24 protein-coding genes and 1 tRNA gene are annotated in these 20,614 nt (G+C 62.4%); all 25 read left to right on the top strand.

The window, feature by feature from the left end:
- Nucleotides 1-1,224, top strand: coding sequence for a type II secretion system protein GspF (locus GY725_24555; protein MCP4007366.1), 1,224 nt, complete (start codon nt 1-3; stop codon nt 1,222-1,224).
- A gap of 25 nt (nt 1,225-1,249) precedes the next feature.
- A complete protein-coding gene (gspG, locus tag GY725_24560) occupies nt 1,250-1,708 on the top strand; it encodes a type II secretion system major pseudopilin GspG (GenBank protein ID MCP4007367.1) in 459 nt (152 codons plus the stop codon).
- Between the two features lie 3 nt (nt 1,709-1,711).
- Nucleotides 1,712-2,281 carry a prepilin-type N-terminal cleavage/methylation domain-containing protein gene (locus tag GY725_24565; protein ID MCP4007368.1) on the top strand — a complete coding sequence of 190 codons (570 nt, stop codon included), beginning with the start codon at nt 1,712-1,714 and terminating at the stop codon, nt 2,279-2,281.
- Nucleotides 2,281-2,829 (top strand): type II secretion system protein, encoded by a 549-nt coding sequence (locus tag GY725_24570; protein MCP4007369.1) that lies wholly within the window; start codon nt 2,281-2,283, stop codon nt 2,827-2,829. The genes GY725_24565 and GY725_24570 overlap by 1 nt, the downstream gene beginning before the upstream one ends.
- Nucleotides 2,826-3,749, top strand: coding sequence for a prepilin-type N-terminal cleavage/methylation domain-containing protein (locus GY725_24575; protein MCP4007370.1), 924 nt, complete (start codon nt 2,826-2,828; stop codon nt 3,747-3,749). The genes GY725_24570 and GY725_24575 overlap by 4 nt, the downstream gene beginning before the upstream one ends.
- Nucleotides 3,749-4,804: a general secretion pathway protein GspK gene (locus tag GY725_24580; GenBank protein ID MCP4007371.1), complete on the top strand. Its 1,056-nt coding sequence runs from the start codon at nt 3,749-3,751 to the stop codon at nt 4,802-4,804. Before GY725_24575 ends, GY725_24580 begins: the two co-directional genes overlap by 1 nt.
- The gene (locus GY725_24585; protein ID MCP4007372.1) at nt 4,804-6,372 is read left to right on the top strand and encodes a pilus assembly protein PilM; all 1,569 of its coding nucleotides are present in this window, start codon (nt 4,804-4,806) and stop codon (nt 6,370-6,372) included. The genes GY725_24580 and GY725_24585 overlap by 1 nt, the downstream gene beginning before the upstream one ends.
- Nucleotides 6,369-6,938, top strand: coding sequence for a hypothetical protein (locus GY725_24590; protein ID MCP4007373.1), 570 nt, complete (start codon nt 6,369-6,371; stop codon nt 6,936-6,938). The genes GY725_24585 and GY725_24590 overlap by 4 nt, the downstream gene beginning before the upstream one ends.
- A 56-nt stretch (nt 6,939-6,994) precedes the next feature.
- Nucleotides 6,995-7,870 carry a beta-lactamase-like protein 2 gene (locus tag GY725_24595; protein MCP4007374.1) on the top strand — a complete coding sequence of 292 codons (876 nt, stop codon included), beginning with the start codon at nt 6,995-6,997 and terminating at the stop codon, nt 7,868-7,870.
- Complete coding sequence (locus GY725_24600) at nt 7,867-8,604, top strand: hypothetical protein (protein MCP4007375.1); 738 nt, start codon at nt 7,867-7,869, stop codon at nt 8,602-8,604. Before GY725_24595 ends, GY725_24600 begins: the two co-directional genes overlap by 4 nt.
- Nucleotides 8,605-8,616: 12 nt before the next feature.
- The gene (gene maf / locus GY725_24605) at nt 8,617-9,201 is read left to right on the top strand and encodes a septum formation protein Maf (GenBank protein ID MCP4007376.1); all 585 of its coding nucleotides are present in this window, start codon (nt 8,617-8,619) and stop codon (nt 9,199-9,201) included.
- A complete protein-coding gene (locus GY725_24610) occupies nt 9,198-9,902 on the top strand; it encodes a YggS family pyridoxal phosphate-dependent enzyme (GenBank protein MCP4007377.1) in 705 nt (234 codons plus the stop codon). Before maf ends, GY725_24610 begins: the two co-directional genes overlap by 4 nt.
- 13 nt (nt 9,903-9,915) lie before the next feature.
- Complete coding sequence (locus GY725_24615) at nt 9,916-10,740, top strand: pyrroline-5-carboxylate reductase (protein MCP4007378.1); 825 nt, start codon at nt 9,916-9,918, stop codon at nt 10,738-10,740.
- Nucleotides 10,741-10,779: 39 nt separating this feature from the next.
- Nucleotides 10,780-11,304 (top strand): DivIVA domain-containing protein, encoded by a 525-nt coding sequence (locus GY725_24620; protein ID MCP4007379.1) that lies wholly within the window; start codon nt 10,780-10,782, stop codon nt 11,302-11,304.
- Nucleotides 11,305-11,307: 3 nt separating this feature from the next.
- Entirely contained in the window at nt 11,308-11,604 is a 297-nt protein-coding gene (locus tag GY725_24625) for a DUF167 domain-containing protein (GenBank protein ID MCP4007380.1), read from the top strand.
- A gap of 64 nt (nt 11,605-11,668) precedes the next feature.
- The gene (locus tag GY725_24630) at nt 11,669-12,025 is read left to right on the top strand and encodes a zinc ribbon domain-containing protein (protein MCP4007381.1); all 357 of its coding nucleotides are present in this window, start codon (nt 11,669-11,671) and stop codon (nt 12,023-12,025) included.
- Between the two features lie 57 nt (nt 12,026-12,082).
- Entirely contained in the window at nt 12,083-12,934 is an 852-nt protein-coding gene (locus GY725_24635) for a bifunctional 5,10-methylenetetrahydrofolate dehydrogenase/5,10-methenyltetrahydrofolate cyclohydrolase (protein MCP4007382.1), read from the top strand.
- A gap of 1 nt (nt 12,935) precedes the next feature.
- On the top strand, nt 12,936-14,030 hold the full coding sequence (gene gcvT, locus GY725_24640) for a glycine cleavage system aminomethyltransferase GcvT (protein MCP4007383.1): 1,095 nt from the start codon (nt 12,936-12,938) through the stop codon (nt 14,028-14,030).
- Nucleotides 14,030-14,437, top strand: a complete 408-nt coding sequence (gene gcvH / locus GY725_24645; protein MCP4007384.1) for a glycine cleavage system protein GcvH — start codon at nt 14,030-14,032, stop codon at nt 14,435-14,437. Before gcvT ends, gcvH begins: the two co-directional genes overlap by 1 nt.
- Complete coding sequence (locus tag GY725_24650) at nt 14,438-15,760, top strand: aminomethyl-transferring glycine dehydrogenase subunit GcvPA (GenBank protein MCP4007385.1); 1,323 nt, start codon at nt 14,438-14,440, stop codon at nt 15,758-15,760.
- Nucleotides 15,757-17,256 (top strand): glycine dehydrogenase subunit 2, encoded by a 1,500-nt coding sequence (locus GY725_24655; GenBank protein ID MCP4007386.1) that lies wholly within the window; start codon nt 15,757-15,759, stop codon nt 17,254-17,256. The genes GY725_24650 and GY725_24655 overlap by 4 nt, the downstream gene beginning before the upstream one ends.
- Entirely contained in the window at nt 17,256-18,806 is a 1,551-nt protein-coding gene (locus tag GY725_24660; GenBank protein MCP4007387.1) for a M48 family metalloprotease, read from the top strand. Before GY725_24655 ends, GY725_24660 begins: the two co-directional genes overlap by 1 nt.
- A gap of 9 nt (nt 18,807-18,815) precedes the next feature.
- Nucleotides 18,816-19,931, top strand: a complete 1,116-nt coding sequence (locus GY725_24665) for a methyltransferase domain-containing protein (protein ID MCP4007388.1) — start codon at nt 18,816-18,818, stop codon at nt 19,929-19,931.
- A 4-nt stretch (nt 19,932-19,935) separates the two neighbouring features.
- Nucleotides 19,936-20,034, top strand: a tRNA-Sec gene (locus tag GY725_24670).
- 41 nt (nt 20,035-20,075) lie between these two features.
- Nucleotides 20,076-20,384, top strand: coding sequence for an HPF/RaiA family ribosome-associated protein (locus GY725_24675; protein ID MCP4007389.1), 309 nt, complete (start codon nt 20,076-20,078; stop codon nt 20,382-20,384).
- Nucleotides 20,385-20,614: the final 230 nt, after the last annotated feature.

Below are 20,614 nucleotides of genomic sequence, written 5' to 3' on the forward strand. Positions count from 1 at the left end.
ATGCCCGTGTTTCGCTACAAGGGTGTCACCGCCGGCAATACATCGGTCAGTAGTACGATCGACGCCGACAGCTTGCGCAGCGCGCGTTTGCGTCTGCGCGCGGAAGGCATCTACCCGACGGAGATCAGCGAGGGCAAGACCTCGAACATCGTCGCCGACATCCTGGCGCGCTTCCAGTTGCCCCAGCTCTGGAAGATCCCGGATCTCGAACTCTCGATGTTCTCGAGTCAACTCGCCACCCTGCTCAGCGCCGGCGTACCGCTCGTCCAGGCCCTGGGGGCGCTGACCGATCAGGTCGAAAACGAGCGGCTCAGAGCCATCGTCGGCGAACTGCGCGAACTGGTAAACCAGGGCAGCACACTTGCGGACGCTCTCAACGAGCACCCGCGGGTCTTCGATGAACTCTTCGTTTCGATGGTTCGCTCGGGTGAATCCTCTGGTGCGCTGGAACTGGTCCTGAGACGACTCGGCGAGTACGTGGAAACGCGCATGGAGCTGCGCAATCAGGTCGTCACGGCCCTGATCTATCCGTGCCTGATGCTCCTGGTGTCCATGGCCGTCACCGGTGTCCTGCTGATCTACGTCATTCCGAACATCACCGTGATGCTCAACGACCTGAATCAGGAACTTCCGCTGCTGACCCGCATCGTGGCAGGTGTGTCCGATTTCTTGCGCGACTACTGGTTCCACATGGGCACTACCGTGGGGATCAGCTTCCTCGTCTTCAACCGCGTGATCCAGACACCGACCGGACGTCTGGCCTGGGACGGCTTCCGTCTGCGCCTGCCCGTGCTCGGCAAGGTGGTGCGCTATATCGCGATCTCGCGCTTCGCGCGCACTCTCTCGACTCTGGTCGCCGGTGGATTGAACATCGTGCACGCCCTGGACATCTCAAAAGACGTCTCGGGCAACGCGGTGATCGGCCAGGCGATCGCACACGTTCGAGAGCAGATTACGAAAGGCGCCTCAATCGCGGGCACCATGCGCCAGAGTGGCGAATTCCCGGCCATGGTCACGCATATGGTAGCCGTGGGCGAAGCGTCCGGTGAACTCGATTCCATGCTGGGCAAACTCGCCGACACCTACGACAAGCTGGTCGAGGTGGCACTGAATCGCATGATGGCCCTGATGGGGCCGGTTCTTCTGATTTTCGTGGCCGGGATCATCCTGGCGATCATCCTGTCAACCATGCTTCCGCTACTCAGTCTGACCTCGGCGCTGTAGCGGATCGAACCGAGAGGCCTGGAATATGAATACCAGCGAGGAACTCAGAGAACAGGGCTTCACCTTTCTCGAGATCATGATCGTGGTGATCATCATCGGAATGTTGATGACACTCGTGGCAACCAACATCCTGAGCCGCCAGGACGAAGCCAAAGTAAAGATCGCCCAGAGCCAGATCCACAAACTCGCACAGGCGCTCGAATTCTACCGACTCGACAACGGCCGCTATCCGACCACCGATCAAGGGTTGCAGGCCCTGGTGACCCAACCGACCGGCGAACCCCGCCCGAAACGCTATCCGCCCAACGGCTACGGGCGCCGGGCCGATCTGATCGACCCCTGGCAGTCGAACTTCCACTACGAACAACCGGGCCAGCACAACAGTCACAGCTATGACCTGTATTCCTTCGGAACCGACGGCCAGCAGGGCGGCGAAGGCACTAACGCAGACATCGGCAACTGGGACGACCCGGCCAACCTGTAACCCGTGAGCACGACGCGCAGCAACTCCGGCTTCACGCTGCTGGAGGTCATGGTCGCCGTGGTCTTGATGGCCCTGCTCATGGGTGCGCTTGCCACGAGACTCGGCGGGGGCTTTGGCGTCCACCTGAGCAACTCGGGACGCCGCCTGGCGGCCGAACTCGAGTACGTCGGACAGCGAGCGATCACGACCGGCCGACCGCATCGCTTCGTCATCGACATGCAGAAACAGGCCTTTCGTATCGAGGAACAACGCGAGAGGTCAGATAGAGATGTCGACGAACTACCCGCACACTTCGAGGACCTCGACCTGAGCATCGACCTTGCCAGCCAGGCGTTCTCGCCGATCGAGGCGAGCCAGGGCGACTGGCGTTGGCTTGACGACGGCGAAGTGGCCTTTGACGAAATCGTGATCGGCAACGAATCGTTCACCAGCGACGAGATCTCGATCGGCTTCTCTCCGGACGGCGGTGCCGAACCCGCACAGATCTGGCTGGTCGACGACGGCGGCTACTCCCTGCAGGTGCGCCTGGTCGCTTTCACCGGCGAGGTACACGTCGAGGAAGGCGAGGAGTGATGCGTTCGATCCCGAGACACGCCGACGGCTTCACTCTGCTCGAGGTGTTGATGGCCGTGCTCGTGGTGGGACTCGTCTACGGGTTCCTCTTGCGCTTCGTGACCCAGAACCTGGAACGCGTCGGAGACTCGCGGCGCGAGATCGAAGTCGCTCGTCTCGCCGAAATGAAACTGCGCGAGACACAGGACCGGATACTGAGCGGTGAAGCAGTCACTCCCGGCGTCGACGCCGGATTCTTCGAAGAGCCCGACGAGGCCTACCAGTACCAGGTTTCGATCGAGCCCTTCAGCATTCCACTGCCGCCGAGTTTCAAAGGTGAGATCGCTCCATCTTCGGTGTTCACACCCACCGGACAGCACGACCCCGCGAGAACGCCACTTTTCGTGGTGCAATCGAGGGTATTTCGCGAAGACGATGAAGTCGAACAGGCGATTCCATTTACATCGATCTTGACTCCGCCGCCCCCGCTAGCTGCCACGCCGACCGGGCCAGCGGGATCTCCGCGTCCCCAGCCTGCCCAGGCCACACCTCCGGATCCACGCCAATGAACCGGCGCGACGCAGACGGCTTCACGCTGATCGAGATCCTGCTCTCGCTCGCGATCATGTCCATGGTGCTGACCTTTGCCTTCCAGGCCTATATCGCCATCAAGGATGCCCAGCAGCGGCTCGCGGGAGGAATGGATCGGGACCGCGCCGCTGGAGTCCTGCTCGATCGACTCGAGCGCGAGTTCGTCGGTGCCATCATCGTGGAACGCGAGACAGGAGCGGATCCACTACTACACCCGTTCCTGTTCGTTTCGCAGGACTCGATGCACGATGAAGGCAGTGACGCGGTCCGCTTCATCACACAGACGCCCACGCGCATGCCCGGCACTCAGCGACGGGGTGGACTGTTGATGGTCACCTACGGTCTGCAGAGTCAGGAATCCGACATCTACGAGCTGGTGCGCAAGGAAGACCCACTTCCGGATCAGATGTACAAAGACATCAGCCTGCAGGACGGCCAGGTCGTGGCGGAGCGTCTGGCGGGCTTCAAGATGCGTTTCCAGTCCGCAAACCGCGAGTGGATGGATCGCTGGGACAGCACGGGCATCTCGGATTTCGACCAGTTGCCCAACGCAGTCGAAATCACGGTCAAACTGTGGAACAAAAACGAATACGGCGAGCTGACCGAAGGCAACCCGCACATGCGCCAGATCCGTCTGCCCGTGCGCCCCTTCCCGCTCGCGCCAGACGACCCCAACCAGCTGCTACAGGCCTGCGAAACCGGAACCAGTGTCCAGGAATGTCTGGCCAAGGCCAGGAACGCAATCGAGTTTGATAGCGAGATGATGAAATCGATCGAAAAGGCGATCCAGAACATCACCGACGTGTGCTGGAACAGCGAAGAGCCCAGCTTCCTGCTGGGTGAAGTCAAGACCGCCTACGAAGATCAAGGCTTCGACTCCAGAGGGGAGTGCCCGTAATGCGCGCACGAGATGAAGAGGGCGTGGTCTTGCTGCTGGTGATCGTGTTGATCGTGGTCACGATCAGTACGGTCTACGCAATGGCCGCCACCTCGACTCTCGAGATCATGGGCACGCGGTATCGAATCGAACGCACCCGCGCAGATCTGCTGGCGAAGTCGGCCATGCCGATCGCAATGCGCGCGCTACACGACGACCTGAGCGTCAACGACGCATTGGCGCAGGTCGTGGAATCGGGCCAGGACGGATGGGCGCTACTCGGAGAGCAGCCGATCGTGGTCGAAGGAGGCGGGGGCCTCGACATCCGCGTGCTCGACATTGGCTCCAAGATCAATATCAACGCGATGATCGACGTGAAAGGCGAACCCATAGGCGAACAGAGCCGGAGCTTTCTGAAAGCCGCCTTGCGCCAGATCATCGATTCCACTCCCGCATTGCTCGAGGAATCGTCCTATACAGACGAGAAGGTCAACAACCTGACCGATGGGATTCTCGACTGGATCGACAAAAACGACCAGACGCGTCTGGGAACGCCAGAAGAGGAGTTCTGGGTCGCGATCGAGAAGGCCGAGGTCCCGCCAGCGGATCGGCCTCTCTTTTCCCTGGACGAACTGGCTCCAATCCCGGGCATGGGGCCCTTGCTGCTGGAAGCCATGAAGTCCTACTTTACGACCTATCCGATGTTCCCTCCGCCCGGAACGGGTGGCATCAACCTGAACACCGCGCCCGCTCACGTTCTCGGGCTGCTTTATCACGGAACCGCCTTGGACTCCGAATTCATCAAAGAACGCGACATCCTGGAAGTTATGCGCGCCCGCGAGGAAGGTCGCGTGTTCTGCCCGTCCCAGGCCGATGAGCGTTGCATAGGCGTTTCGGAGGTTCTGGGCGTGGTGAGACAGGGCGAGATCTTCTTCCCGCAGATCCAATTTAAAAGCGATGTGTTCCGGATCGAGGTAGAAGCCCGGTACGGAGAAACCCGATCCTGCCTCGCGAGCGTAGTCGACCGCAGCCGTCCGGCCGAAAACCAGACGCTTTACTACAGGCTGGGCTGTTGATGTTCGATCGCAGCATTCTCGGACTCGATATCGGAAGCCATTCGGTCAAGATCGCGCTCCTGCGCTCCGGCCTGCGCGACGCGTCTTTCGAGGGCTTCGACGAACTATTGCTTCCCCGGGGCGCCGCTTCCGAAGAAATCGAAGCGACGATCCAGCTCTGGGCCCAGCAGCGCGGATTCCCCTTGGAATACGTGGTCACTGCGCTGCCAGCAGACCGGATCACCCAGCGCCATCTACGCTTCCCCTTCAGCGGAGCAAAGCGCGTCAACCAGGCGATCGAGTTCGAAATCGCAGAAGACCTGCCGGTTCCGCTCGACGAGATGATCATCGCCAGCGAACAGGTACTCTCGCGCCCCGAGCAGACCGACGCGCTCGTACTCGTCGCACCCCACACAGAGGTGCGCATGCTGCTCGACTCGATGCAGCGCATGGAATTCGAGCCTCAGATCATCGAAGCGGGTGGCGCAGCGCTCGCGAACCTGAGCGGCTACCTCGGCCTCGCGGACGTGAGCCGAATCATCCTCGACATCGGTCACTGCAAGACGAATGTAGTTCTGCTGGTCGACGGCAAGCCGGTCATCTTGCGACGCATCGGACTCGCGGGAGAGCAGCTGACCGAAGCCATCGCGGCCGATCACCACCTGTCGTTCGAGCAGGCGGAGTCCTATAAGCACACACACGGCCTATTCGAGACCGGTGGGAACAAACCCGTGTCGCAACGAGTGCGCTTCCTGCTCGAGCAGTTGATCAGCGAAACCCAGCGTTCGATTCAAGCCGTGATCGGTGATCCACTCGATGCGATCGCGCCGACCGAGATGCTGCTGGTCGGAGGCACAAGTCGAGCCAAGGGCCTCGCCTCGTACTTCGAAGAACACGCGAGCATCAGATGCCGCGTACTGACCGCCGAAGACGCAAATCGCTCGGATGCCCCGCTCTCGGAAGCCGGTCCCGCGCTGTACGCACAAGCGGCCGCCCTCGCCTTGCGGGGTTCGAACACCGAGCGCGTAACCCAGGTCGACTTCCGGCAGGACGAACTGGCTTACACGCCCGATATTTCGGGCATGCGCGGCCAACTTCAACTCTGTGTCGCTCTGTTCGCGCTCTTCCTGGCGTTGTGGACGGGCAGTGCCATTGCACGCAAAATGGCGAACGGTCAGAGGGTCGAACAGCTGCGCGCAGACGTCGCTTCGATCTACCAACAGACCTTCCCAGATGCGCCGCCTGTGGATGATCCGCTCCCGGTCATGGAAACGAAGGCCCGCGACATGAACGAGCTGGCAAATCACCTGGGCGTGATGAACCTGGGACTGTCCGTACTCGACGTGCTGCGAGAGATCTCCAATCGCACACCGGAAGAGCTCGACATCTCAATCGACGACCTGCGCATCGAACGACGCAATATCGTGGCGCGCGGCCGCAGCAACGACTTCGTATCCGCCGATCAGTTCAAGGCAGAACTCGCCAAGTTCCCGGCGTTCAAGCAGGTCCTGATCACCGATGTGAAGACGGACACGCGCCGGGGCGGAAAGACCTTCGTCCTCAACATCCGCCTGGAGGATGACTCGTGAACGCCCTCCTCGATCAGATCCGTGCCTACTGGCAGGAGCGCAGTGCGCGGGAGCGCTGGCTCGTGGTGCTCGGCGGCTGTGTGATAGCACTGGTTCTCGTGCAGACCACAGTCATCGGGCAAATCGACGCGAGCGCACTCCGTGCCGAACAGGAAGCCTCCCAACTCGAAGATGATCGCATTCGCGCCACTCGTCTGGCCACAGATATTCGAGCCGTCCAGGGGGGCCTCCGGGCGGTCGAAGCCCGCATCCGGCCGGGTGAGAAAACGAACCTGCTGGCGCTTCTCGAGCGCCTGGCGACCACGGTGCAGATCTCCAAGGACCAGCTCGAGTCGATCAAGCCGCGCCAACCAGGTCGCAACCAGAAATACCCAGAGACCGGCGTGGACGTGCGTCTCCGGGGCGTGACTCTCGATCAGACCACCCGATTCCTGCACAAGATCGAAACCTCCGAGTCGCACATGATCATCCGTTCGCTGGGCATCCGCTCGCGCGCAAATGACAAGAGTCCTTCTCCACTCCTGGATGTGAAGTTCTCGGTATCGAGCTTCGAAAAGCGCGCCTGAGGGGTCCGCGGGCCGTTCCTGTACCGAACGGGTCCCATTGGGATAAGCTCTCGATCATGGACTCCATGCAGGGCATGAAACTCAGCGACATCGAGCGCTGGTCAGAACGCGTTTTGGTCGTCCGCGGGTTGAACCCGGGAGTTTTTCCCGGCCCCGGAACCAACACCTACCTGCTGGGTACCGGCGAGCGCCCCCTGCTTCTCGACACGGGCTCCGGAGAGGCGGACTATATTCCCCTGCTCGCGGGTGCGCTACGCGAACACTTCAAGAGCGATGTTCTGGGCGATATCCTGCTCACCCACGTCCATCCCGATCACATTGGCGGCGCAGCGTCGATCATCAAACACTTTGGACCGCGCCGGGTCTTCAAGATGCCCTGGCCGGTTCGCGATGATGACTTCGACGTCGAACTCACCGCGACCTACGATGGCGAGGTCTTCGAATGCGAGGGCGTAACCCTGCGGGCGATCCACACCCCGGGACACGCCCGCGATCATCTCTGCTTCTATCTGGAAGAGGAGCGCGCGCTGTTCACCGGTGACGTAATCCTGGGTGCGGGCACAACCGTCATCCCCACACCGGAGTCCGGCGGCGATCTGGCGCAATACATGGAGACACTGTCTTCACTGCTCGAGTTGGATATCGAACGCATCTATCCGGGCCACGGCCCCCTGATCGCCGAGCCGATCGAGAAGATCCGCGAGTACATCGCACACCGCAACGAACGCGAGCGGCAGATCATCGAAGCCATGAATGCCGGCGCGCAAACGGTCGAGAAGATCGTCGAGCGCGTGTACGTCGACACGCCGCGCTACCTGCACACGGCGGCAGGCGCCTCGGTGCTTTCCCACCTGATCAAGCTCGAACACGAAGACCGGGCCCAGCGCCAGATCGACGCCGCCGGCCAGGAGCACTGGACCTGCGGGAGATGAGCGAGTCCGAAGCAGCGCTCTCCGATCTCCTCGAGCGACTCGGTTCGAAGCAGCGCAGCGAGCAACGCCGGGCGTGCGATGAGGCGACCCAACGATTGCAGAAGGATCCCGAGTTCCAGTGGGTCCTGCGCGATCTACTGCGCGACGGCAGTCGACTCGCTCGCTTTGCGACCGCCTTCGTGCTCTTCCCGTTCGAGCGACCCGGTATGCGCCTGCTTCCGGCCCTGCTCGATGCACTCGATCTCGAAGAGGGAGACATCCGCTGGCAGGCCACCCATATGCTCGCCACCCTGGGACGCATGCAGGGCGAAGTACTGCCCGTGCTCTTGCACGAATGCCGCCACGCCGAATCAGCGGTACGACGACGAATGTCGCTCTACGCTGTGCGCGAACTCGCGCCCGAGCGCACCGAGACCGCGGAAGCACTCATGGGCGCACTGAGCGATGGCGATGCGGAAGTGCGACGCGCAGCCCTCACCTGCTTTGCAAAACTGATCGAACCCGATCGCTCGGTACTCGATCGCGTGCTCGAGATCGCGCGCGACCCCGCTGATTTGCGCATGGCGCGAATCGCGACTGTCGTATTGCCCGACCTCGTCGGACACCACCCCGAAGCACTCGGCGAGGTCGAAGCCCTGGTCTCGGACCTCACCCGTTCCGATGATGCATCGCTCGCGCGCGCCGCGCAGACGGCGGCCCATCGCATCGAACCCGGCTCTGCCCACGGCGCGTAGACGGGAGGCCACGTGTCCAATTACCCGCTGGTCCTCGCCAGCACTTCACCGCGTCGCCGCGAACTGCTCACACAGGCCGGCTTCCGCTTCCAACTCGAGAAACCCGGCATCGACGAGTTCGAACTACCGGGCGAGAGTCCGGAGGAACAGGCGCAGCGTCTGGCCAGCGAGAAGGGACGCGCGGTCGCCGATCGCATGGAATCGGGTCTGTGTGTTCTTTCGGCGGACACGCTCGTCGTGATCGACCGGCAGGTCCTGGGGAAGCCGGTGGACGAGGCAGAGGCAGCGCGCATGCTCTTGAGCCTGGCCGGCCGAACCCATCGCGTGCTCACGGGTTTTGCGCTCATTCTGACCGGCACGGAGCGTTTCGAGGTCGCCGTGATCGAGAGCCTCGTGCACATGCACCCGGTGACACCGGAGGAAGCAAAGGCCTATGCGCACGGCGGGGAACCGCTGGACAAGGCCGGAGCCTATGCGGTGCAGGGCGAGGGAGGACGCTTCGTCGCGGGGATCGACGGCTCGCGAACCAACGTCATCGGATTGCCGCTGGAGGCAGTCACTCCCCGACTCGACGCCTTCGGTGTGAGGCGAATGTGAATCCGGCTGAGCGCATCGGCGCCATCCGCGCACGAGTCGACGCGGCCGCGCGAAGTGCGGGACGAGATCCCTCGAAAGTGCGATTGCTGGCGGTATCCAAGACTTTCGCCGCGGAGCGCGTACTCGAAATGGCCAGCGCCGGACTCGAAGCCTTCGGCGAGAACCGCATCCAGGAAGCCAGCCGCAAGATCCCCGAAGTCGCGGCGAACTGCGAACGCAATCTCGAATGGCATCTGATCGGTCAACTGCAACGCAACAAGGCGCGCAAGGCCGTCGAGCTTTTCGACGTGATTCACACAGTCGATCGGCCGGAACTGGTGGACGAACTGGCGAAGGCGGCACGCGCTCTCTCGCGCAGGCCACGGATTCTTCTGCAACTGAACATCGACCGCGAGCCCCAGAAGGGCGGAGCCGATCCCGGCGCCCTGCCCGACCTGGTGCGACGCGTCGGCGAACACCCGGAACTCAGACTGGAAGGGCTCATGGCGATCCCGCGGGTATGCGAAGACCCCGAAGAGGTGCGACTCCCTTTTGCGCGTCTGCGAGAGTTACGCGATGCAATCAACGCGGGTCGCGCAGCGGCTGAACAATTGCGCGAGCTGTCGATGGGCATGTCGTCCGACTTCGAGGTCGCCATCGCGGAAGGCGCCACATGGGTTCGGCTGGGAACGGCCTTGTTTGGCCCGAGAGATTCGAAATGAGCGGAGAGCAATGATGACGGGTCTTCCCGATAGCCTACCGAAGAGCGTCGGCACCATCGGCGCGGGAAACATGGCGGAAGCCATCTTGCGCGGTCTATTGCGCGCGGGCCTGGCACCCGAACGACTCGTGGCTTCGGATCTCGATGCGGGGCGTCGCGAACACATCGAGCGCGAACTCGGCGTGCCCACCAGCGACAGCAACGCCGATGTCGCCGAGCGCGCGGAAGTGGTGGTCCTGGCGGTGAAGCCCGCTCATCTCGAGTCCGCCAGCACAGACTTGCCGCGTGATGACGGACCTCTGTTCGTCTCGATCATCGCGGGCAAGACCTCCGCAAGCCTACAGGCTCATCTGGGCGCCGGTGCACGCATCGTGCGGGCCATGCCCAACACTCCCGCCTTGATCGGAGAGGGCATCACCGCCATCGCTTCCGATACCGGTGTCTCCGCACAGGACCTGAAGTCCGCGGAAGCCGTCTTGAGTGCGGTCGGCCGCGTCGTGCGAGTTCCCGAAGCCTTGATGGACGCGGTAACGGGCCTGTCCGGTTCCGGCCCCGCCTATGCGTATCTGTTCATCGAAGCGCTCATCGACGCCGGGGTGCGCGAAGGCCTACCCGCGGCTACGGCTCGCGAGCTTTCCACGCAGACCGTGCTCGGGGCCGCCGCCATGGTGCGAGAGACCGGAGAGAATCCGGCGCTACTGCGAGAGCGCGTCAGCTCGCCCGGCGGTACGACGATCGCGGGCCTGGCTTCTCTTGAAGAAGGCGGACTGAGGGAGGCGATCTTCGCAGCGGTGCGCGCGGCAACGGTCCGTTCGGGTCAACTGGGCGGTGATTCGTAAAACGGCTCAAGCACGCAGCCCTTTCCTCCGATTCTGCCTGTGAAAGTTATGCGTCTGACCCCAATCGAAATCAGCCAGCACAAGTTCAATGTGCGTTTCCGCGGCTTTGACAAGGACGAAGTTCACGCCCTGCTCGCCATGGTCGTGGCGGACTTCGAAGAGGTCGTGCGCGAGAATGCCCAACTCCGCCGCGAGGCCGAACGCCTGGGACGCGAACTCGATACTCACCTGGGACGCGAGCGAACGATCCAGGAAACACTGACTACGGCCCAGGGCGTGGTCGAGCAGATGCAGCGGGCCGCATCCAAAGATTCGGAGCAGATCATCGTCGACGCGGAATTGCGCTGCGAGAAAATGGTGGCCGAAGCCCGACAGCAGTGTTCGGATCTGACGCACAACATCGCCGAGTTACACCACCTGCGGGAGCGGCTGGACGGCGATCTTCGCAATGTGCTCGAGAGCTATCTGAAGATGGTTGACGCATTCGACGAAGCTCGCCACGATCGCAAGATGTCGTCGGTGGACCCGAGCTACTCGAACAAGGCCGACACGCGCGCCACCTGAGCCGTGCCCGGCCCGGACGCTGGCTTCGATTTCTGGGTCCACGTCCATCCGCGCGCGAGTCGCGAACTCGTCGGGGGTGAACACGATGGGGCCCTGCGGGTCGCCGTGCGCGCCGCGCCCAGTGACGGTGAGGCCAATCGGGCCGTCTGCCGGGCCGTCGCGGCCGCTCTCGAGCTGAAAAACCGGCAAATCAGCCTGATTTCGGGGGGCAAGAGTCGCCGAAAGCGCCTGCGAGCGCAGGGCGACCCGCAGGTTCTCGCATCCAGGGTTCAAGCCCTGCGCGAGACATCGAGCGTTTGACTGGACCCGAGTCAGGGCCTAGATTGCGGCCTTCGCTGGCGAATTTCGCAAGGGAATCGGGCACATGCCGACCTACGAGTACGAATGCACCAAAGGGCACCACTTCGAGGTGGTGCAGCGCATCACAGAAGAACCGCTTCAGCGATGCACGCAGTGCAAGGCCAAGGCGACCCGTCTGATCTCCGCGACCAACTTCATCTTGAAGGGCGGAGGCTGGTATTCTGACGGCTATAGCTCCGGGGGTGGTGGGAGCAAGTCGGGCGGTTCGGAAAAACCTTCAAGCAGTTCTTCATCCAGCAGCTCGAAGTCTTCGTCTGACAGCTCGAAGTCTTCGTCTGGCAGCTCGAAGTCTTCGTCTGGCAGCTCGAAGTCTTCGTCTGGCAGTTCATCCTCGGGTTCATCTTCCTCTTCTTCCGATTAGAATCAGCCAGCAGACCGGGGCACTCGCCCCGGGTGCACGAGTCCGGGGGGCGAACTTGTGACCGAGATTGTCGACGGTAGAGCGATTGCGGAGAACATCCGCGCCGAAATTTCAGAGCGCGTTCTGAAACTTTCCGGGGGCCCTCCTGGCATCGCCGTGGTTCTGGTGGGGGACGATCCCGCCTCTCAGATCTATGTGCGGAACAAGGGCCGGATGGCGCGCAAGCTGGGCATGAACTCTTTCGAGATCAAGCTGCCCGAAGAAACCAGCGAAGCCGAACTGCTCGAACAGGTCCAGCGACTGAACGAGGACCCCAAGGTGCACGGCATTCTGGTTCAGCTCCCGGTCCCCGAGCAGATCTCCGAAGCGCGGGTGGCGGCGGCGATCCTGCCGGAAAAAGACATCGACGGATTGCATCCGGAAAACGCCGGAAATCTGCTCGCGAATCGACCGGGGTTCGCGCCGGGGACTCCCGAAGGGTGCATTCGCATCCTGGAGCACCACGAAATCGCGATCGAAGGCGCGCATGCGGTCGTGATCGGTCGCAGTGAGATCGTGGGCAAGCCGGTGGCGTTGATGCTCTTGCATCGCAACGCCACCGTGACCGTCTGCCACTCGCGCACGAAGAACCTGCCCGAGGTGGTACGGCAGGCCGACATCGTCATCGCCGCCGTCGGCGTGCCCGAGATGATCAAGGGCGATTGGATCAAGCCGGGTGCCGCCGTGATTGACGTCGGAACCACGAAGGTCGAGGGCAAGCTCAAAGGCGACGTCGACTTCGACGACGTAAACGGTCGCGCGGGCCTGCTGACACCGGTCCCCGGTGGCGTCGGACCGCTGACGATCGCGATGGTGTTGCTGAATACCCTGCGGGCGTTCGAGCGGCTGAACCCCCAGGTGGCCACCTGAGGTGAGCACTCCCCTCGCCCGCACTCCTCTCTACTCCACCCACGTCGAAGAAGGCGCCAAGCTTTCACCGTTTGCCGGTTTCGAAATGCCGGTGGTCTATTCCTCGATCATCGACGAGCACCGCGCGGTGCGCAGTTGTGCGGGGTTGTTCGACGTATCGCATATGGGCGAGGTCCGCTTCCGAGGACCTGATGCGATCGCCCTGGCCCAACAGATCTTCAGCAATGATGTGGCCGGTACCGCTCCGGGACGCGCGCGCTACGGGATCCTGTGCCTCGATGACGGCGGTGCGGTAGACGACGTGTTGTTGTATCGGGTGGGCGAAAACGAGGTCTTGTTCTGCCTCAATGCTTCGAACATCGCCGCAGACCTGGCCTGGATCCACGAGGTTCACGGGCGCGGCTCGCTCGAAGTCGAGATCATCGACGAGAGCGAGAGCACCGCCTTGCTCGCGATCCAGGGCCCCGCCGCGCTCGAAATCACGCACGAACTGGCCGGCCCGGATCTGAAGCCGCCGCGACGCTGGCGCTTCGCAGAAGCAGAACTCGAGGGTGTGCCGGTCTGGCTGTCTCGCACCGGCTATACCGGCGAAGACGGCTACGAGATCTACGCACCGGCCGATGGCGCGACCCAGCTGTGGAAACGCCTGAGGGAAGTGGGCGGTACCCGCCTGGTTCCCGCGGGACTCGGCGCGCGCGACACCCTGCGCACCGAGATGGGTTATGCGCTGTACGGCCACGAGCTCGATCGCACCCGCACTCCGATCGCCGCGGGCCTGGAGCGCTCCGTCGCCTTCGGCAAGGGTTTCGTGGGTGAAGCTGCGCTGGCGCGGGACCGCGACGATGGGGAAGAGCGCCTGGTGGGGCTGGTACTCGAGGGGCGCCGCGTCGCGCGCAGCGGATACCCGATCCTGACCGACGCCGGAAGGGGTATCGTCACGTCGGGAACCCACGGCCCCAGCGTCGAGCGATCCATCGCAATGGGCTACGTTCCGACTGGAGCCGCCCGTCTCGGAGCCAAGCTCCGGGTAGAAATTCGAGATCGCGCGATACCGTGCGAGGTAGTCAAAACCCCCTTTTTCAACAGGAAGAGTTGATGGCAGAGACCGAGTATCAATTCCCCGATGACTGCAAGTACACCGAAGCCGACGAGTGGGTCCGCGTCGACGGCGACACGATCAAGATCGGCATCACCGATTACGCCCAATCCGAACTCTCGGACATCGTCTTTGTCGAACTGCCCGACTTCGGCCGTGAGGTCGAGGAGGGCGAAGCATTTGCGGTCGTCGAATCGGTCAAGGCGGTCAGCGATTTATTCGCCCCGATCTCGGGCACGGTTGCAGAGGGCAATATCGATCTCGATGATCACCCGGAGTGGATCAACGAGGATCCGTACGGACGCGGCTGGATTCTCACGATGACCCCCAAGGACCCCGCGAGCCTCGAGAACCTGATGAGTTCGGAGCAGTACGCCGCTCACGTAAAGGCGCGCGCTGGAAAGTAGTTGAGCTACACCCCTCACACAGAGGATGAGATTCGCGAGATGCTTGCGCGAATCGGCGTGTCCAGCACCGCGGAGCTATTCGCGAATATTCCCGGCTCCTTGCGCAGTCGCGCAGAGCTGAAGCTGGCCCCGGCCCTGGACGAACGAGCCCTGCTCCGGCACATGCGCGGCGCAGCCGCGCAAAACCGCACCGTGAACAACGAGACGAGTTTCCTGGGCGCAGGTGCGTATCATCACTTCATTCCGGCGGCGGTTGGCGCCCTGGCGGGACGTGGCGAATTCACGACGGCCTACACGCCCTATCAGGCTGAGATCAGCCAGGGCACTCTACAGGCGATCTTCGAGTTCCAGTCCATGATCTGTCAGCTGACGGGCCTCGATGTAGCCAACGCGTCGCTCTACGACGGCGCCAGCTCGATCGGCGAGGCCGCCCTGATGGCAATGCGCGCCACGCGGCGCCGAAAGATCTGTGTCAGCGCCGGCCTCCACCCGCACTGGCTCCAGGTGCTGCGTACTTACGTGGAAGGCATCGGCACAGAAATCGAAATCCTGCCGCTGGGCGATGACGGTCGGACGCAGGCCTGCGCGCCGGATGAGCAGGTAGCTGCCGTGATCCTTCAGTCGCCGAATTTTCGCGGTTGCATCGAAGATGTGGCTGCGTTCTCGCTGGCCGCCCACGACAGCGGCGCGCTCATGGTGTTGGGTACTTCGGAAGCGCTCTCGCTCGCGCTACTGAAATCGCCCGGCGAACTCGGCGTGGATATCGCCTGCGGCGAAGCCCAGAGCTTTGGCGTCCCGCTCTCCTTTGGCGGACCGTACGTCGGCTATATGGCGAGCGTGAAGAAGCTGGTGAGACAACTCCCGGGACGATTGATCGGCCAGACCGTCGATGCCGAAGGGCATCGCGCCTTCGTCCTGACCTTGACCACACGCGAACAGCACATCCGGCGCGAGAAGGCGACCAGCAACATCTGCACGAACCAGGGCCTGATGATGCTGCGCGCGACCATCTTCCTGGCATTGCTCGGCAAGCGGGGACTGCGCCGGATGGCGGAAATGAATCTCTCGCTGTCCAGCTACGCGCGCAGCCGATTCGAAGCCGCGGGTCTTCACCTCATTCACTCCGCACCCACTTTCAACGAGTTCGTCGTCGAGGTTCCCGGACTCGAACAGAAGCTGGAGCGTTGTCGGGAACAGGCGATCCAACCGGGCACGCCACTCGGGGATTTCGAAACGGGCGCAGCCGATCATCTACTGGTATGCGTAACAGAAATGAACTCGCGCGAAGAAATCGATCGCCTGGTTCGAGAGCTGGCGGCATGAGCACTCCCGGACGCAGTGGTCTGGTTTTCGAAGAGCCCCTGCTCTTCGAGCGCTCGCGCCCGGGGCGCAAGGGTGTTTCCCTGGATGATGCTGGCGTACCCGCCATCGATCCGATCGAGGCGCTGGGTGCAGATCTGGTACGTGAGGAAATCCCGAACTTCCCCGAACTGTCCGAGTTCGACGTAGTTCGACACTTCACGCGCATCTCGCAGTGGAACTACGGCATCGATACCGGCTTCTTTCCGCTCGGTTCCTGCACGATGAAGTACAACCCCAAAGTAAACGAAGCGATGGCCGACCTGCCGGGCATCTGCGATGTGCACCCGATGGCACCGGACGCCGATGTTCAGGGCTTCCTGGCTCTGGCGCACGAACTCGAAAATGCCCTCGCCGAAATCGCGGGCCTCGATCACGTGACACTCCAGCCCGCGGCGGGTGCCCAGGGAGAGTTCCTGGGCATGCGCATGGTGCAGGCCTACCACCGGGCGAACTCCGAACCCCAGCGCACACGGGTCCTGATCCCCGACACAGCTCATGGCACAAATCCCGCGAGCGCGGCGCTAAACGGCATGGAGGTCGTCGAAGTCGAGTGCGACGAGGACGGGGTGCTCCACCCCGAGATGCTCGAACCCCTACTCGACGAACGCCTTTCGGCTCTGATGCTGACCAACCCCAATACCCTGGGATTGTTCGAACCGCACGTCGAGAGACTCTCGGAAATGGTTCACGCGGCGGGTGGACTCGTATACATGGACGGCGCAAACATGAACGCGTTGATGGGTGCGGCCAAGCCGGGCCATATGGGCGTCGACGTGATGCACTTCAATCTGCACAAGACCTTCTCCACGCCGCACGGCGGCGGAGGTCCGGGCTCCGGGCCAGTTGCGGTGCGTGACATCCTCGCACCCTATCTTCCCGTCCCCGTCGTGCGACGTGAGGGCGAGGGAGAGGGAGAGGGGGATCGATACGTACTCGACCGCGACCTCCCGCACACGATCGGTCGCATCCACGGATTCCTCGGCAACGCGGGTATCTGGATCCGTGCCCTCGCCTATATCCGAACACTGGGCGCAGAGGGCCTGGAAGAACTGACCGAGCGCGCGGTACTGAACGCAAACTACCTGCTGAGCGAGCTTCGGCAGGACTACGATGTGCCGCACGATCAGCGGGTCATGCACGAGTGCGTACTGACCGACAAGCGCCAGCACGATCACGGCGTAACGACCGCCGATATTGCCAAGCGTCTGATGGACTACGGTTTTCATCCACCCACGATCTATTTCCCGCTGGTCGTATCGGGCGCCTTGATGATCGAACCGACCGAGACCGAATCACTGGAGACACTCGACGGCTTCGTCTCGGCCATGCGGGCGATTGCCCGCGAGGCGGAAACGTCTCCAGAGAAGGTCACCAACGCACCGCAACGTCCCGTGGTTCGCCGACTCGACGAAGTGCTTGCAGCTCGCAAACCTCGGTTGCGCTGGACGCCGGAGTAATGAGCGGACGCCGCGGAGTCGTTCTCATCGCGATATGGGCCGCGCTGAGCGCCTGCAATATGGCCGCCGTTCGGGAAAACCCGCCGACGGGCGGCGATATGAGCCTCGAGAAGGAAATCGAGCTCACCGCCGAAATCCATACGAAGATTCGCTCGCAGGCCCGATTCATCAGCGACCCGATCGTACTGGATTTTGTCTACGAACTCGCGGAAGAACTCGTTTCCGTCACAGACCCCCAGCCATTCGTCTACCGGTATTCGGTAATCGACGACGACACGCTCAACGCCTTCACGATCGGCGGCGGCTATGTGTACATCAACTCCGAGGTCATCGCGCAGGCCGGTGATATCAGCGAACTGGCGGGCGTTCTCGCTCATGAAATCGCCCACGTGCGCGAACGCCACGTCGCCCGACGATCCGAAGGACAGGGACTCGCAACACTCATCACTCTTGCGAGTGTTGCAGCCGTTGCGCTCGCCGGGGGCGATCCCAGCTTGCTCGCCATCGGCCAGGGCATCAACGTCTCGCTCCAGCTCAAGAACACTCGCAAGCACGAGGCCGAGGCCGATCGCGAAGGCATCGGCTATATGGTGGCGACCGGCTACCACCCGGATGGCATGAGTCGCTTCTTTCAGCGAATCCTGGCGACCTACCCCAGTCGCGACGAGGAAATTCCCGCGTATCTGTATTCCCATCCCGATGTCAAAGAGCGCATCGCCGCGGCACGTGTCGAGATCGATCGCATCGGAGCGCCGCGGAACCTGCAGAGACGCGACGAGCGGTTGCCTGCCATCCAGAGCCGACTCGCGAAGATCTCCACGATCGTTGCGGGGGGTAGCGGTCTACAGGCACGCGCGAAATTCGACCGCAGCCTGACCGATCCGCTCCTTAGAGAAGCTCACCAGGCACGCGAAGCAGAAGATTTCGAGAGCGCGGCGAAGCTGCTCGAACAGGCCAGCTCGCTCAGTCCAGAGGACCCGCGAGTTGCAATCGAACAGGGCCAGGTGCTCGAAGCGCTCAACCGCCTGGAAGAGGCACGCACTGCGCTGGAGCGCGCATTCCGGATCGACCCGAATGTGCCCCTCGTGCAGGAGCGACTTGGCGTCCTGCATCAGCGACTCGGGAATCGCTCTCGTGCGGTGTTCTTCCTGGAACTCGCAGCCGACAGTTTCCGCCCCGGGTCGGCGGCGCGCAGACGCGCGGAGTTCGAAATCAAACGGATCTCCTTCCCTGTTCTCGCGTCGAGCACGCTTGGCGGAGTCTCCGATGTGAAGAAGACGACGCGTGTGATCCGCGGCAACAAACTCGTCTGGTGGGGTGATATCCGAAGGAGTTTCATGGGCCAGAACCCGGCGCTCATCGTTCGCTGGAGGAATCCCGCCGGAGAGATCGCGCGAGAAGAGAACTTGCGCATGAGTCCAGCCGGCCGCGTGTCGTCGAAACTCGACACCCGGAATGCCCCATTGGGAAGCTGGAATATCGAGATACGAGTCGGCACCAGTCTGATTGAAGAACGCGAATTCGAACTGGTCGCCGCCGCGGGCATCTGAGCCGTTCTCTTGGACCGAAAGACCGCGCAGAGCTACGAGGAACGGGCTCCCAAATGGATCGCCGCGCGCTCGCCAAAGCCGATCGCTCTCCGGCGACTCTCGGTCTTCGCGAAGCAGATCAAGAAAGGCGGAACGGTTTGTGATCTGGGATGCGGACCCGGATGGTACGCAGAACGTTTCGCACGACGAGGTTTCCGGACACTCGCCCTCGACTTGAGTAGCGCCATGCTGCAGCGAGTTTCAAAGACGAATATTCAGCCGGTGAAAGCCGATCTGGCCCGATTGCCACTACGCGATGGCTCGCTCGACGGAGCCTGGGCGATCAACACCTATCAACACCTGCCCTTCGCGCAGCTTCCCTGTGCGCTGGCGCAAGTGCATCGCGCTCTGGCACCCGGCGCCGTTTTCGAATTCAGCCTGACCAATCTCGAGCACATTCAGCCCACGACTTGCGATCAGAAACGGGGCTGGCGCGAATCAAATTTCAAGGATCAATACGGCGAAAGGTTGTTCACGGGCCTGAGCGAAACGCTGACGCGACGACTGCTCATCGGCACAGGTTTCGAGCGGGTCACAATCGATTCTCCGGGTGAAGGATTCTGGCTGTGGATCCGCGCTCGCAAGAGCTTCACCCTTCCAGACTACGTCCGCCCCAAACTGAAATTGCTGATCTGTGGACTCAACCCGTCACCGTACGCCGCGAAAACGGGAATTCCCTTTGGCCGTCCCGGTAACCGCTTCTGGCCCGCAGCCTTGCGAGCGAAGCTCGTCGAGCGCGAAAGGGATCCCCTCGATGCCCTGAATTGCGGGGTCGGCTTCAGCGACCTGGTCAAACGCACGACGCGTGCGGCCAGTGAACTCGGAACGGAAGAATACGAACACGGACTGAAACGACTCGAAGACCTGGTTCGGCTCATGCGACCGGCGAGCCTGTGTTTCGTCGGCCTGGCCGGTTGGCGTGCCGCCGTTGAGCGCAAGGCGCAGCCGGGCTGGATCGAAAACGGTTTCGCGGGCCGCCCGGCCTACCTGATGCCATCGACATCGGGCTTGAACACACATACCGACACTGCGGCTCTGGCGCGTCACCTGCGCCGCGCCGCAAGGCCTCCAGCAGTGGTACGATGAACGCGGAACCGCGACCTGAGCTGGTGCTGGGCTTCGACTTCAAATCGAATGGGGGGCTCGGGATCGAGTCCTCGGCGGGTTCGATTCCCGTGCGGTTCCGCCAGTCTGAACGCTATACTGTCGATGGAGTAAATGGAGGGCGCAATGAGCTTCCGAATCCACTTCCACGACGATGTTCCCCACTCGAAGCGCATCGGTGCAGAGTGCGAACGAATTTCGTCTGAATTACACGAAGACTTCCCCGAGTTGGCCAAGACCGAAGTCGCGATCTCTGTAGAAGGAGGCGAACTCGAGACCCGGGTCCACGTTCGCGGCAAGGATATCGACCTTGCGTCGACCGGCAAGGCGAAGGAAATGCACGACTCGGTCGTCGAGGCGTTTGATCGCGTAAAGAAGCAGCTGCGAAAACACCACGACAAGGTGACTTTCAAGGGGCGACGCGACGGACACTGATCGGGCCCTGCCCGAGAGTCGGCCCCGGAAGTGATCCGCGAGAGCGCGAATCCGCACCGCCTCGTTACGCGCGGTGGTGAGAAATGCGGGCTAGGGAATCTCTGCACAGGGAGGAATCGAGCGAGAAGCGGGAGTCGCCGCCTGAGCAAGCAGCGTGATCCGATCGCAGATCCGTAGATCTGCAGAGGGTCGCGCGACGCAGCGCAGGCGGATGCATCGCGCTTCGCAGC

The sequence above is a fragment of the bacterium genome (assembly GCA_024226335.1).
Lineage (GTDB): Bacteria > Myxococcota_A > UBA9160 > SZUA-336 > SZUA-336 > JAAELY01.